This is a genomic window from Bradyrhizobium sp. STM 3809, from assembly GCF_000239795.1.
Lineage (GTDB): Bacteria > Pseudomonadota > Alphaproteobacteria > Rhizobiales > Xanthobacteraceae > Bradyrhizobium.
Genome location: NZ_CAFJ01000046.1, coordinates 1 through 12,535, shown reverse-complemented (window position 1 = coordinate 12,535; position 12,535 = coordinate 1). Strand labels below are relative to the sequence as shown.

Genomic DNA, 12,535 nt, shown 5'->3' with positions numbered 1-12,535 from the left:
ACATCACCGCCAAATGGGACGTGACCGGGGAGGAGCCCAACGCCGTGTTCAATTTCCGCTGGGAAGAGCGCAACACCAGCGAGGCGACGCGGCGGCCGGACAGCGACTTTGGATTGATCCTGCTCGACCGCGTCGCTCCCGAGGCGCTCGGCGGCACCTCGAAGCGCTTCTTCACGGAAGGCAGCTACGTCTATGAGCTCACCGCGCCGATGGAGACGGTCATCGACATGACCGAGCGCGACCGGACCGAGCAGTTTTCTGCACCCGTCCGTGCGCCCAAATAGCCTGCTCATGCGGCGCGGGCGTGTTCGAAGCAATGGCGACATGGAAAAAGGCGGCCCCTTCCAGGAGCCGCCTCTTTCACGTCTTGACGAGCGTGAGCGACGTCAGCCGCCGCTTCCTCCGATGACGGCCCGCACGGTCTCGTCAGGGCCGAAATCCTCGGCGCCCTCGACATAGAGCAGCGCCGCCAGTTTCGAGCGCGCTCGATTGACGCGGCTCTTGATCGTGCCGACGGCGCAGCCGCAGATCGCGGCCGCATCCTCGTAGGAGAAGCCGGACGCACCGACCAGGATCAGTGCTTCGCGCTGGTCCTGAGGCAGCTTCTCCAGTGCCGCGCGGAACTCCTCGAACTCGAGATGCGCGCCCTGCGAGGGATGCGTCTTGAGCGTCTTGGCGTAGTTGCCTTCCGCATCTTCAACTTCGCGCCGGCGTTTTCGATAATCTGAGCGGAACAGGTTGCGCAAAATCGTGAACAACCAGGCAGGCAGGTTGGAGCCCGGTTGAAACGAGTCGATGTTGGCCAATGCCCGGAGCAGGGTTTCCTGGACCAGATCGTCGGCGCGATCGCTGTTACCACTCAAGGAAATCGCAAATGCGCGGAGGCTTGGGACGGCCGCAAGAATATCGTCCCGCAAGGAATCAGTGAGAGGCATTCACTCCCTCCCGTCGTTTTGGTCGTTGGATCCCCCGCCGTTCTCCACGTGGGACTGTGCTGCCGGTGCATCAAGCTTGCGAACCAATTCTGCAAACCGATCGGGCACTCCCTGACGCACGACATCGTCGTACATCGCGCGAAGTTGATGACCGATCCTCGACTGGATCTCTGCGTTGAGTCCGCCAGGCTTGCGCGGTGCCGCATTCTTGCTGGCTTGAGACTTTACATCTTTCATGACCTTTTCCACGTTTCCCCGAGAGTTAAGTCCCTGAAGCTTCAAGAATTATCCTCGCCCATCGAGGGGGTCTGATCGGGAGCTAATGCAACCGCGCGATAAAAGTTCCACGCATCGGGGAACTTTTCTTCGTTTCGGGCGTAATCAGGCCATCATGGAACCCGGGCGGAAGCCCAGAATACCGAATGGAGTGGGGATGAGCCGATCACAGCTAGTTGCTGAACATTTGCCGCTGTTGCGCCGGTATGCGCGTGCCCTCACCGGCAGCCAGGGTTCCGGAGACGCCTATGTCGGCGCGATGCTGGAAGCGCTGATCCAGGATCCGGCCCTGCTGGATGAGCGCTATGGCCCGCGCGCCGGGCTGTTCCGGCTGTTCACCCAGATCTGGAACTCGGTCGCGCTGAACGACGATGCCGAGGTGACGACGCTGCCGATGCCGCCGGAGCGGCGTCTGTCCAACATCACTCCGTTGCCGCGCCAGGCCTTCTTGCTGCTGTCCCTGGAAGGCTTCCCGGAGGAGGAAGTGTCGTTCATCCTCGACATCGACGTTGCGGAGACGCGCCGGCTGGCCGATGCCGCTGGTCGCGAGCTCGCCGCCGAGATCGCCACCGATGTATTGATCATCGAGGACGAGACCTTCATCGCGATGGACCTCGAGAGCCTCGTGAAGAATCTCGGTCACAACGTCATCGGCGTCGCCCGCACCCATGCCGACGCCGTTGCGCTCGCCAAGAACAAGAAGCCCGGCCTGATCCTTGCGGACATTCAACTCGCCGACGGCTCGTCGGGTCTCGACGCGGTCAACGAGCTGCTGCGGACGTTCGAGGTTCCCGTCGTCTTCATTACCGCATACCCGGAGCGTTTCCTCACGGGCGAGCGGCCGGAGCCGGCGTTCCTGATTTCGAAGCCGTTCCAGCCGGCGATGGTTTCCGCCGTAGCGAGTCAGGCGCTGTTCTTCCAGCGCAACTCACGCAACCGGATGCCCAAGCCGGCGGCGTGAGCCGTCTTCCCTCTCCCAACCTCTGCGGCGCGCTCCTGGGGCGCGCCGTTTTCTTTTCAGGACGCCGTCGTGAAAGGTTGCGATCAGCAACCGCGGCAAATGCCGTTCAATTTCGCGCGCAGTGCGGTCGCTTCTGGTGACAAGTCGATCGGTACGATGATTCCCGCGGGCGGCCGGGGCCGGAAGACGACCGGGAGAACCATGGTCAGCTTGGCATCCTCGACATCTGCAGGCGCCGCAGCGAAGGGCTGAGCCCGCTCAACCATGTCCAGCGCTTCCTTGTCGAGCGCCAGGTCACCGGTGCTTTCGACCAGGACCGCGGACACCAGGTGGCCGGAACGATCGATTCGGAACAGGACTTTCGCTTTCCCGCCCTCGGGGCCCGCCTGAAGAGGATAGCGTGCCTGCGCCCTTACGTGAGCCGAGAGGCTGTTGAGCCAGGAATCCTTGGTGCTTTCGGCCACAACCGTCCCGGGGACGATGCAAGCCACGACCAGAGCGAGCATGACTGCTTGTAACCGGCTCATTGCACCGCCCCTGCCACTCATCCGGCCGTCCATCCAACGCGCCGAAAACCTTACGATGTCGCGGGAACCAGGGGAACCGTCCATTCAGGCCGGCTCATAAAGATGCGGGGCACCGCCGGCATCACCACGGCGGTGCCCCGCGTCGCCGGTCAATGGGGCAGGGGGAATAACCGGCTGCCGTGATGACGCGCGACGCCAGGAGTCGTTCCCTTGCGCCGAAAATTTTTCCGGTGATCCCCAGTTTGTTGAAACACGGTTAAGTGATTTGCCCATCCGAGAACCCCCTTCCGGCGACTTACGTTGAAATGCCGATCGCCTGCCGGCGAGGGGAGCAGTGACATGTCGCAGACCGGAAAAGTCGTCGTTTTGGGCACACTCGCTGCATCCGCGATGCTGGTGGGCGCGATGCAGTTCGCCTCCGGCCACGACCTCGCGTCGAATTTGCCCGCACGGGTGTTTGCCGGCGACCGGTCGAATGTTGGCTCCGCAGAGCTTTCAGCCATGACCGCGAGCAACGTCAACCGGGCGGCCAAGTCCGATCGCGCGAACGTCGTCGCGGATGCCGCCCCCACGAAGACGATCTCGATCAAGCTCGCCGCGTTCGCTGACACGACCTTCCTGCTGAGGCTGCCGCTCACCAATCCCGGCATCGCGGCGGGGCGGAGCGTGCCGCAAGGCTCCCAGATCATCAGCACGGAGAACGAGCGCCGGGTGTCGAAGCATCCGGTCGCCTGCGAGCCGTCCGTCTCGGTGCTGACGGAGATCGCGAAGCGGCTGCAGCCGGGGCGGTGCGTGACCTGACGCCGATCGATCGCGTGGGATCCAAGCGAGCGTCTTCGGCGGACATCCGATCGTGCTACTCCGCAGGCTCAGCCTCCTCGGACATCTGTTGCCGGGCGAGCAATCCCAGAGCGAGGCCGCCAACAGCCAGAATGGGAATCAGCCGCTTCACCCCGATCATCCGCACCACCTGCAGTCCGCTCGCCAGCAGCATCGGATCGGCAAGCAGCGACTGCGCCGCAGACCGCGCGGCTTGCGCAGGCCGCGGCGCGTGCTCTGCCACCGAGCGCTTCCGGACCATGTAGCTGATCGCCGCGATCAGCGTGACGACGAAGAAGATGGCCGCGCCGGTGAGGCACGCCGCAACCGGGCCGTAGTGCTGCAACACCGCCACGAAGGCGGCGGCGCAGAGGAAGCAGGTGGTCACGAACAACCCGATCGCCGCTGCCAGCGCCAGCGAGGTCAACCGGATCGTGTGACCCGTCGATTCGCTGAGGTGTGCGATCATTCGCTGAAACATGTCTGTTCTCTCGCTCGTCGTCGGATCCGAAACTCAAATCGGCGCCGAGAGCGGCGCCGACACGTCATTCTGCTTGAAGCGGTGATGTGCTGCTCAACGCTTCCAGGATAAGCCGATCAACAAGCCGAGGCCGAGCGCGAGGCCGACTGTCGCGATCGGCCGCTGCGAGATCACGTCCTCGAGACGTTCCTCCAGCGAGTTGGCGGCATCCTGCGCCGCGCCGAGCATGGCGCTGCCGCGCTCGGACATGTCGTCGAACGTCTGGTCCACGTTCTCGCGGGCCTGACGATAGCCGCTGCGCGCCTGCTTGCCAGCCTGCCCGGCAAAGGCATTGAGCACGTCGGTGATCTGGTCGGTGAGGGCTGCGATATCGTTCTTCACGGCGTGGACATCCTTCTGCAGGCGTTCATGGTTGGCTTTGTCGGTGAGATCTTTCAGGGCGGTCTCACCATCGGGCGGTGGCATCGCGGTCTCCCGGAGCAGGGGGTGGTGTGCGTCTGGTCGGGAAACGCCGGGTGCAGGATGAAGTTCCTTCGATGAAACCGAATTAGTCCCCCGGCAATTGCGGCGAATCGTCCGGCAGCAGGTGCTCTTTAATGATGAGCCCCACGATCAGCAGCGGCGAGGCGAGGAAGGCGCCCATCGGGCCCCACAGCCAGGTCCAGAAGGCGAGCGCGATGAACACCGCGAGCGCGTTGAGCGCGAGTCGCCGGCCGATGATGGTCGGCGTGACGAAGTGCCCCTCCATGAAGGTGATCACGGCGAAGATGGCGGGCCCGGCCATGCCGCTGCTCAGGGTCGGGAATGCGACCACGCCGACGACCACCAGCACGACGAACATCGCGATCGGGCCGATGATCGGGATGAAGTTCAGCGTCGCCGCCAGAGCACCGAGGCCGGCGGGATTGGGCATGCCCGTCAGCGCGCAGGCAAGACCGGTCGCGATGCCGACGCCGGTGTTGATGAAGGTGACCGTCAGCAGGTAGTTGCCCAGGTGCAGCTCGAGCTCGTTGAGAATGCGCAGCGTCCGCAGTCGCGCCTCATGGTCGCCGAATGTCATGATCAGCGTCCGCCGAAGATCCCGCCAGCTGGCGATGAACAGGACCAGCGTCGCGAAGAACAGCAGGAACTCGGTAAAGGTCGGGGTGAGGAATTCGATCGTCGGCTGCACCCAGTCGAATTTGGGAAGCTCCAAGCTCGTGGGGGTCTGGGCGCTGCCGCCGCCGATCGCGGTCTGCATTTCGTGCCAGAGGGCGAGCGGCCGGTCGAACACATGCAGCTTCGCTTTCAATTGCGTCGCAAGCTCCGGCAAGCGGTTGGTCCAATCCAGCACCGGGGCCGAAATCAATCCAATGATGAAGGCGAGTCCGTCCGCGACGGCGATGACGATCAGCACGGCGCCCACGCCTCGCGGCACGCGATAGCGCTCCAGAAAATTGGCGGCGGGCGACAACATGGTGCCGACGACGAACGCCATGACGATCGGGAGAAAGAATCCCTTGGCGACATAGAGCACGCCGGTCACGCAGATCGCCGCGAGGATCACCAGCGCGATCGCCACGACCTCGGCGCGCTTGATGACCGGAGGGATCTCCTGTCGGCTCTCGCTGAGCGCCGAGCCCTCGTTGCCGCTTCCGAGCAGCCGCTCGGTGGGAAGTACACGCACCATGATTTCCCCCGACGGAGTTCTTTCCGCGCAGCTGACGGTCGACAACCGCTCAGGCCGCCTCGGGTTCCGTCGCGCGAATGTGAGGGCAGGCGCGCTTGACTGACGCAGCGGGATCAGATCGGAGCCGGAACTACGTCGACCTATCTCGCGTTTGAGAGGGCAATCACGCATCGCATCGCGGTGCTCATTCGACGGGGGCCTCCCATGACACAGCACGTTTCCGGCCAGCGCTGCCTGCTGCAGCGGACGGCTTCGATGATTGCGATCGCAGGTGCGCTCGTTCTCGCGCCAGGCATCATGTCGGCCCGGGCGCAGAGCTTGGGATATGCGCCGGTCGAGCAGCAGGCGTTTCCCCCGGACGAGGCGACGGCGCCGGACATCGCGCAGGACGAGGACAGCCAGCTCCCCGACCGGCTGCGCCGAACGGTCGTCAACCTCGATACGCGCGAGGCGCCGGGCACGATCATCATCGATACCGGCAACACCTATCTGTACTACGTGCTCGGCGGCGGCCGCGCGCTGCGCTACGGCGTCGGCGTCGGCCGTGAGGGCTTCACGTGGTCGGGCGTGCAGAGCGTGACGCGCAAGGCGGAATGGCCGGATTGGCACCCGCCGGCGCAGATGATCGCACGCCAGCCCTATCTGCCGCGCTTCATGGCCGGCGGCCCCGGCAATCCGCTCGGCGCCCGCGCGATGTATCTCGGCTCCAGCGAGTACCGCATTCACGGCACCAACGATCCCAGCACGATCGGCAAGTTCGTCTCGTCGGGCTGCATCCGCCTGACGAATGAGGATGTCACGGATCTGTTCAGCCGGGTCCAGGTGGGCACGAAGGTGGTCGTGCTGCCGAAGGGCGGCTCCGTGCAGGCCCGCGCCGCCGCCCCGCGCGTGACGGCGCTGCCGTCCGGACGGCAGGCGATGTCGGTGCCGGTTGCGGCCGTCTACTGAGTGGGGAGTGAGATCATGACAAGCCGACGCGTCCTCGCAGCCGTCGCCGTGGCGACCATGACAGCCGCTGGCGCCCTGGGCGGGACGAGCGCCGCCAGCGCGCAGGATTTCTTCTCGGCGCTGTTCGGCGGATTCAACGCGCCGCCGCGGCCGCAGCCCTATATCCGCATGCCGTTCGCCGACGAGGCGCCGCCCGCGCCGCGGCCGGCCCCGCGCGGCGATGTCAGCTACCGCGGCGGCAGCAGCAGCGTCGCCTGGTGCGTGCGCACCTGCGACGGGCGCTACTTCCCGCTCGGGGCCACCGGGGACCAGAGCAAGGAAGCGGCGTGCAACAGCTTCTGCCCGGCGGCCAAGACCGAGGTCGTCTATGGCAGCTCGATCGACGGCGCCGAGACCGAGGGCGGCAAGCCGTATTCGGCGCTGCCCAATGCGTTCAAGTATCGCACCGAGGTCGTCGACAACTGCACCTGCAACGGCAAGGACCATTTCGGCCTTGCCAAGATCTCGATCGACAACGACCCGACCTTGCGCAAGGGCGACGTGGTCGCCGGCGAGGACGGCCTGAAGGTCGCCAACCGCAGTGCCGGGCGCAGGAGCGCCGAGCTCAACTTCTCGCCGGCGCCGGCCGCGCTGCGCGCCAAGTACGAGCGCGCGCCGATCGTGGCGTCCGAATGATCCAGCGCGGTCAGGCCGCGCGGATCTTACCGAGGAAGTCCGTGACCTGATGGCCGAGGCTCCTGCTCTGCTGCTCCAGCGTCTCCGAGGCGTTGCGCACGTTCTCGGCCGCGGCCGCCGCCGCATCCGCGTCCGACTTCACGCCGGTGATGTTGTCGGAGACGTTCCTGGTGCCGTCGGCCGCGAACTGCGTGCTGCGTGAGATCTCCTGCGTCGCGGCGCCTTGCTCCTGCACGGCGGCGGCGATCGCGGTGGCGACCTCGTTGACCTCGCCGATGATGCCGCCGATGCGCTGGATGGCATCGATCGCATCGTTGGCGACGCGCTGGATGTCGGCGATCTGCTCGGAGATCTCGTCGGTGGCCTTGGCGGTCTGGCTGGCGAGTGTCTTCACCTCGGAGGCGACGACAGCAAAGCCCTTGCCGGCCTCGCCGGCGCGCGCCGCTTCGATCGTCGCGTTCAGCGCCAACAGATTGGTCTGCGAGGCGATGCTGTTGATCAGGCCGACGACCTCGCCGATGCGGTTGGCCGACTGCGACAGGCCCTGCACGGTGCCGTCGGTCATGCGCGCCTGCTCGACGGCGCGGCTCGCGATCCCCGCGGCGTGCGAGGCCTGCTTGGAGATGTCGGCGATCGAGGCGTTGAGCTCCTCGGCCGCGGACGCCACCGTCTGCACGCTCATCGAGGCGTCGTTCGATGCCTTCGAGGCCTCCTCGGCACGCGCATTGGTCTGCCGCGACACGTTGGTCAGGCCGGCGGATGTCGCCTGCATGTCGGTGGAGGCGCGGCCGAGCTGCTCCAGCGAGTCGCGCACCAGCCCTTCGAACTCGGCGACATAGCTTTCGATCGCGCGCTGCCGGGCCGCTGTGGCGGCATTGCGCTCCCGCTCCTGGGCTTCGATCGCAAGCTTGTCCTGCGCCTGCTGCTTGAACGTCTCGAGCGCATTGGCCAGCGCGCCGATCTCGTCCTGCCGCTTGGTGTAGCCGGTGTCGACGCTGAGGTCTCCGCCGGCGACCGCCAGCATCGCATCGCGCATCCGGTGCAGCGGCCGGATCACCCGGCCGCTCACGGCGGCCACGGCCGCGCCGCCCAGGACGACGGCCGCGAGCAGCAGCACGAGCTGAAGGATCAGCGACTCCGTCGCGGTGCGCTGCTGATTGCTGGAATGCTCCTTGGCGGCATCGAGCGCCGCCTCGGCGAGAGCAACCGCGCTCGTCATCTTGTTCACCGAGAACGGGCTCCACTGGTAGGGAGTCATCTCGGGCTTCTCGCCCTTCTGCAGCGCAGCCAGCAGCCGCTCGCGCAGGCCGCCATATTCCGGCGTGAAATAAGCCTTCTCTGTGCTCGCCATGGCGGCGGACAGGGCAGGCGGCATGTCCATGCCCGAGGTGGCGAGCTGCACGGCCTTCCAGGCGGTGTCGATGCCACCAACCTGCTTGTTGTAGGCCAGCACCGCTTCCGGGGACACCTTGCCCGCCGTCAGTCCGTTGCTGATGATGAGCGAGGCCTCGCCCGCGGTGTTGCGCATCAGCCAGGCCATCTGCTTGACCATCAGCAACTGGTCGACCGTTGCGCTCTGGTGATTGACGCTGGCGGCGATGCTGCCGGAGATCTTGTCGAGCAGCGCCAGCAGCGCATCGAACGTCTCGCCATATTCCTTCGGCAAGCCGGCGCGACGGGAAGCCTTCGGCTTGACGATGTCGGTCCAGAACTCCGCATGTTCGGCGGTGATGGTCTTGTTGAGCCGGTCGAGCTCGGCGACCAGCGTCGGAGCTTGCGCGAACTCGATGTCCTTCAGCATGTCGAGCGCGCGATTGAGGGCCGGCACGTAGACCTCGCGGGCGCCGCGCAGGAATTTCTCGGTGTCCGCGTCCATCGCCTGGTCGGCATTCAGCACCCTGATCGTGGTCGAGCGATCGCTGCGCATGCTGTTCATGGCCTTGAACACCACGCCGGACACCTCAGCGACCCGCGCCAGCCGCTGGGCGGATTGCAGTCTGCTCCAGGAGCCCCAGGCGTTCAGTGAAAAGAGGGCGATCACGGCCAGGGCGGCCGTGACGATCACGGTTTTCAGCAGCGAGGAGATGGTCAGGCGGTTCAGCATCGTGGACTCTTGGAATCTTTGAAAGCGCAGCGATTTTCCGTCCCATGAGTAAAGATTCGTGCGTTCCAGCGATCAGTAGAATTACGGGCCTCGCATCTGATCCGGGGGTTCCGATGGCGGAACCAACCCGTATCGAACGGGTTGGATCGCCAACGCCAGCGTGGTCCACGCGTCGCAAGAGGGGTCCTTCATGATCGTCAGTGCTCTCGTCACCTTCCTCGTCGTCATCCTGATCCTTTATTTGATCAACCTGCTGCCGCTCGATGGCCGGGCCAAGCAGATCTGCCGTGTCATCGTCATCGTGCTCGGCGTGATCTCGCTGCTGAAATACATTGCGGTGTTCTGATTAGGTTTCATGATACCGTTGCTCATTCAAAAAAAGCCCCGGCGGAAACCGGGGCTTTTCGTCGTCAGGCCTTGGCCTTGGCTTCGCGCCGGCGGGCGGTGAGGATGTACTCGGTGTATCCGTTCGGCTGGGTGCGGCCTTCGAACACGAGGTCGCAGGCCGCCTTGAAGGCGACGCCGTCGAAGCCAGGCGCCATCGGCTGATACAGCGGATCGCCCGCATTCTGCTTGTCGACGACGACCGCCATCCGCTTGAGCGAATCCATCACCTGATCCTTGCTGACCACGCCGTGGTGCAGCCAGTTGGCGAGATGCTGGCTGGAGATGCGCAACGTCGCGCGGTCCTCCATCAGGCCGACGTCGTGAATGTCAGGCACCTTGGAGCAGCCGACGCCCTGGTCGATCCAGCGCACGACATAGCCGAGAATGCCCTGGCAGTTGTTGTCGATCTCCTGGCGGACGTCGTCAGGCGCCCAGTTCGAGTTCGACACGGGGATGGTGAGGATGTCGCCGAGCTTGGCGCGCGGCCCGCCCTTTGTCAGTTCGTCCTGCCGAGCCTTCACATTGACCTGGTGATAGTGCAGGGCGTGCAAGGTGGCCGCGGTCGGCGACGGCACCCAGGCGGTGGTGGCGCCGGCCGAGGGGTGGCCGATCTTCTGCGCCAGCATGTCCGCCATCTTGTCCGGCGCCGCCCACATGCCCTTGCCGATCTGCGCGTGGCCGGGCAGGCCGTCGATCAGGCCCATGTCGACGTTCCAATCCTCATACGCCTTGATCCAGGGCTGCGCCTTCATTTCGTTCTTGCGGATCATCGGGCCCGCTTCCATCGAGGTGTGGATCTCGTCGCCGGTGCGGTCGAGGAAGCCGGTGTTGATGAAGACGATGCGCTTCGACGCCGCCTGGATGCAGGCCTTGAGGTTGACCGTGGTGCGGCGCTCCTCGTCCATGATGCCGACCTTCATGGTGTTCTCCGGCAGGCCGAACAGCGTCTCGACACGGGAAAACAGCTCGACGGTGAGGGCGACCTCGTCGGGGCCGTGCATCTTCGGCTTGACGATGTAGATCGAGCCGGTGCGGCTGTTCCTGGACTTCGACAGGCCCTTGAGGTCGTGGATCGCCAGCAGGCCGGTGACGGCGGCATCGAGAATGCCTTCCGGCACCTCCTGGCCGTCGGCGCCGAGCACCGCGTCGGTGAACATGTGATGCCCGCAGTTGCGGATCAGCAGCAGGCTGCGGCCATGCAAGGTCAGCTTGCCGCCGGACGGCGTGGTGTAGCTGCGGTCGCTGTTCAGCGCGCGGGTCAGCGTCTTGCCGCCCTTCTCGAAATCGGCCGACAGCGTGCCGTTCATCAGGCCGAGCGTGTTGCGGTAGACCAGCACCTTGTCCTCGGCGTCGACGGCGGCGACCGAGTCCTCCATGTCGAGGATGGTGGAGACCGCGGCCTCCAGGATCATGTCGGATACGCCGGCCGGATCGTCCTTGCCGATGACGTGGCTGCGGTCGATCACGACCTCGATGTGCAAGCCGTTGTTGGCGAGCAGGATGACGCTGGGCGCCTCCGCCGCGCCCTGGTAGCCGGCGAACTGGTCGGCGTTCTTCAGCGCGGTAGCGTTGCCGCTCTTGAGCTTCGCCGAGAGCTGGCCGGCGATCACGCTGTAGGCGGTGACGTCGGTGTGGCTGCCGGTGGCGAGCGGCGCGGCGGCATCGAGGAAGGCCTTGGCCTTGGCGATCACCTTGTCGCCCCTGGCCTTGTTGTAGCCCTTTCCACCCTCGCTCGGATCATGCGGGATGGCGTCGGTGCCGTAGAAGGCGTCGTACAGCGAGCCCCAGCGCGCGTTCGCGGCGTTCAGCGCATAGCGGGCATTGGTCAGCGGTACCACCAGCTGAGGGCCGCAGATCTTGCCGATCTCCTCGTCCACATTGGCGGTCTCGACCTTGTGGGTGGCAGGCTCCGGCAGCAGGTAGCCGATCTCCTTCAAAAACGCCGTGTAGGCGCCGAGGTCGAACGCCTTGCCCTTGTTGGCGAGGTGCCAGGCGTCGATCTTGTCCTGCAGCGCGTCGCGGAATTTGAGCAGCTCGCGGTTCTTCGGACCGAGATCGCGCAGGATCGCGGCAACGCCGGCCCAGAACGCGTCCGGATCGATCCCGGTCTTCGGCGCCGCCTCCTTGGCGATGAAGTCGAACAGGACGGGGGCGATCTTCAGTCCATGGGCGTCGATACGGGTCATGATGGGACGTTTCTCTCGAATAAGGGCGACGTTGCGCGTGTCTGGGAATGCCGAATGGCCGCCTCGGAGGCGGCTTGTGCAGTGCATTTAGCGCCAAAGCGGGGGCCAAGGAAGGGGGGAGGGGTATGGCAGTTGGTGGGGGGGAGATGGTTCCGGTCCGGACGATGCCGCAGATTCCCAAGCGATGCGGCCGCTCTGGACATGCGGAGCTGCCCCCGTCGAACGATCCTGCTCATTTGTTACTCCGTCATGCCCGGGCTTGTCCCGGGCATCCACGTCGTTCTCAGCGTGCCGAACGACGTGGATGGCCGGGACAGGCCCGGCCATGACGACGTGGAGAGAGGCGAGCACAAAACTGCGATTGGCGTGTGCGATGGCTCTGCCGTCCGTGGGAGGGTGACGCGTGCGTAGCGTGCCGCAAACGGCGTTCCGACGTACACCAACTCATCAAGGTGATCGCTCTGGAGGTCATGATTCATGCGACTTCGTTCTCGCGGCGCCTTTCGGCGTCCGAGCTTTGCTGTTTCGCCGCCCCTCGATCACGAGAGGCGCAGGGAAGGCCGGGTG

Annotated in this window: 13 protein-coding genes and 1 pseudogene; 6 read left to right on the top strand and 8 right to left on the bottom strand. The window is 65.3% G+C overall.

The genetic code is table 11. The features are described from left to right. Positions 1-284, top strand: a pseudogene (locus BRAS3809_RS02080) (histidine kinase); the annotation flags it as partial. A 102-nt stretch (positions 285-386) separates the two neighbouring features. On the opposite strand, the gene BRAS3809_RS02075 reads toward BRAS3809_RS02080, so the two are convergent. Next, positions 387-935, bottom strand: a complete 549-nt coding sequence (locus BRAS3809_RS02075) for a sigma-70 family RNA polymerase sigma factor (protein WP_006612137.1) — start codon at positions 933-935, stop codon at positions 387-389. Beyond that, positions 936-1,172 (bottom strand): NepR family anti-sigma factor, encoded by a 237-nt coding sequence (locus tag BRAS3809_RS34555; RefSeq protein ID WP_008960445.1) that lies wholly within the window; start codon positions 1,170-1,172, stop codon positions 936-938. A 196-nt stretch (positions 1,173-1,368) separates the two neighbouring features. Here BRAS3809_RS34555 and BRAS3809_RS02065 point away from each other — a divergent pair, with 196 nt between their 5' ends. Beyond that, positions 1,369-2,172, top strand: coding sequence for a response regulator (locus BRAS3809_RS02065; protein WP_035655031.1), 804 nt, complete (start codon positions 1,369-1,371; stop codon positions 2,170-2,172). A gap of 83 nt (positions 2,173-2,255) precedes the next feature. Here BRAS3809_RS02065 and BRAS3809_RS02060 read toward each other — a convergent pair whose 3' ends face one another. After that, positions 2,256-2,678: an energy transducer TonB family protein gene (locus BRAS3809_RS02060; RefSeq protein WP_008960443.1), complete on the bottom strand. Its 423-nt coding sequence runs from the start codon at positions 2,676-2,678 to the stop codon at positions 2,256-2,258. Between the two features lie 360 nt (positions 2,679-3,038). Here BRAS3809_RS02060 and BRAS3809_RS02055 point away from each other — a divergent pair, with 360 nt between their 5' ends. Then, a complete protein-coding gene (locus BRAS3809_RS02055) occupies positions 3,039-3,500 on the top strand; it encodes a hypothetical protein (protein ID WP_008960442.1) in 462 nt (153 codons plus the stop codon). Positions 3,501-3,555: 55 nt separating this feature from the next. Here the strand turns inward: BRAS3809_RS02055 and BRAS3809_RS02050 are convergent, their stop codons facing one another. From BRAS3809_RS02050 to BRAS3809_RS02040, 3 genes are all read right to left on the bottom strand, one after another. Continuing rightward, a complete protein-coding gene (locus BRAS3809_RS02050) occupies positions 3,556-3,999 on the bottom strand; it encodes a hypothetical protein (protein ID WP_008960441.1) in 444 nt (147 codons plus the stop codon). A gap of 93 nt (positions 4,000-4,092) precedes the next feature. Next, complete coding sequence (locus BRAS3809_RS02045) at positions 4,093-4,464, bottom strand: DUF883 family protein (protein WP_008960440.1); 372 nt, start codon at positions 4,462-4,464, stop codon at positions 4,093-4,095. Positions 4,465-4,546: 82 nt separating this feature from the next. Next, the gene (locus tag BRAS3809_RS02040; protein ID WP_008960439.1) at positions 4,547-5,665 is read right to left on the bottom strand and encodes an AI-2E family transporter; all 1,119 of its coding nucleotides are present in this window, start codon (positions 5,663-5,665) and stop codon (positions 4,547-4,549) included. Positions 5,666-5,872: 207 nt separating this feature from the next. Between BRAS3809_RS02040 and BRAS3809_RS02035 the strand changes: the two genes are divergently transcribed. Then, positions 5,873-6,616 carry a L,D-transpeptidase gene (locus BRAS3809_RS02035; RefSeq protein ID WP_008960438.1) on the top strand — a complete coding sequence of 248 codons (744 nt, stop codon included), beginning with the start codon at positions 5,873-5,875 and terminating at the stop codon, positions 6,614-6,616. Between the two features lie 15 nt (positions 6,617-6,631). Continuing rightward, positions 6,632-7,291: a DUF2865 domain-containing protein gene (locus BRAS3809_RS02030; RefSeq protein ID WP_008960437.1), complete on the top strand. Its 660-nt coding sequence runs from the start codon at positions 6,632-6,634 to the stop codon at positions 7,289-7,291. Positions 7,292-7,301: 10 nt separating this feature from the next. Here the strand turns inward: BRAS3809_RS02030 and BRAS3809_RS02025 are convergent, their stop codons facing one another. Beyond that, complete coding sequence (locus tag BRAS3809_RS02025) at positions 7,302-9,395, bottom strand: methyl-accepting chemotaxis protein (protein WP_008960436.1); 2,094 nt, start codon at positions 9,393-9,395, stop codon at positions 7,302-7,304. A 190-nt stretch (positions 9,396-9,585) separates the two neighbouring features. Between BRAS3809_RS02025 and BRAS3809_RS36450 the strand changes: the two genes are divergently transcribed. Next, entirely contained in the window at positions 9,586-9,741 is a 156-nt protein-coding gene (locus BRAS3809_RS36450; RefSeq protein WP_008960435.1) for a Thivi_2564 family membrane protein, read from the top strand. A gap of 64 nt (positions 9,742-9,805) precedes the next feature. Here the strand turns inward: BRAS3809_RS36450 and BRAS3809_RS02020 are convergent, their stop codons facing one another. Continuing rightward, positions 9,806-11,968, bottom strand: a complete 2,163-nt coding sequence (locus BRAS3809_RS02020; protein ID WP_008960434.1) for a malate synthase G — start codon at positions 11,966-11,968, stop codon at positions 9,806-9,808. Positions 11,969-12,535 lie beyond the last annotated feature (567 nt).

Bases quoted from the DNA above. Each gene is read 5' to 3' on its own strand.
- BRAS3809_RS02065 (WP_035655031.1), top strand. From the start codon at position 1,369: ATGAGCCGATCACAGCTAGTTGCTGAACATTTGCCGCTGTTGCGCCGG.
- BRAS3809_RS02075 (WP_006612137.1), bottom strand. From the start codon at position 935: ATGCCTCTCACTGATTCCTTGCGGGACGATATTCTTGCGGCCGTCCCA.
- BRAS3809_RS02020 (WP_008960434.1), bottom strand. From the start codon at position 11,968: ATGACCCGTATCGACGCCCATGGACTGAAGATCGCCCCCGTCCTGTTC.
- BRAS3809_RS02060 (WP_008960443.1), bottom strand. From the start codon at position 2,678: ATGCTCGCTCTGGTCGTGGCTTGCATCGTCCCCGGGACGGTTGTGGCC.
- BRAS3809_RS02045 (WP_008960440.1), bottom strand. From the start codon at position 4,464: ATGCCACCGCCCGATGGTGAGACCGCCCTGAAAGATCTCACCGACAAA.
- BRAS3809_RS02055 (WP_008960442.1), top strand. From the start codon at position 3,039: ATGTCGCAGACCGGAAAAGTCGTCGTTTTGGGCACACTCGCTGCATCC.
- BRAS3809_RS36450 (WP_008960435.1), top strand. From the start codon at position 9,586: ATGATCGTCAGTGCTCTCGTCACCTTCCTCGTCGTCATCCTGATCCTT.
- BRAS3809_RS02025 (WP_008960436.1), bottom strand. From the start codon at position 9,395: ATGCTGAACCGCCTGACCATCTCCTCGCTGCTGAAAACCGTGATCGTC.
- BRAS3809_RS02050 (WP_008960441.1), bottom strand. From the start codon at position 3,999: ATGTTTCAGCGAATGATCGCACACCTCAGCGAATCGACGGGTCACACG.
- BRAS3809_RS02030 (WP_008960437.1), top strand. From the start codon at position 6,632: ATGACAAGCCGACGCGTCCTCGCAGCCGTCGCCGTGGCGACCATGACA.
- BRAS3809_RS02035 (WP_008960438.1), top strand. From the start codon at position 5,873: ATGACACAGCACGTTTCCGGCCAGCGCTGCCTGCTGCAGCGGACGGCT.
- BRAS3809_RS34555 (WP_008960445.1), bottom strand. From the start codon at position 1,172: ATGAAAGATGTAAAGTCTCAAGCCAGCAAGAATGCGGCACCGCGCAAG.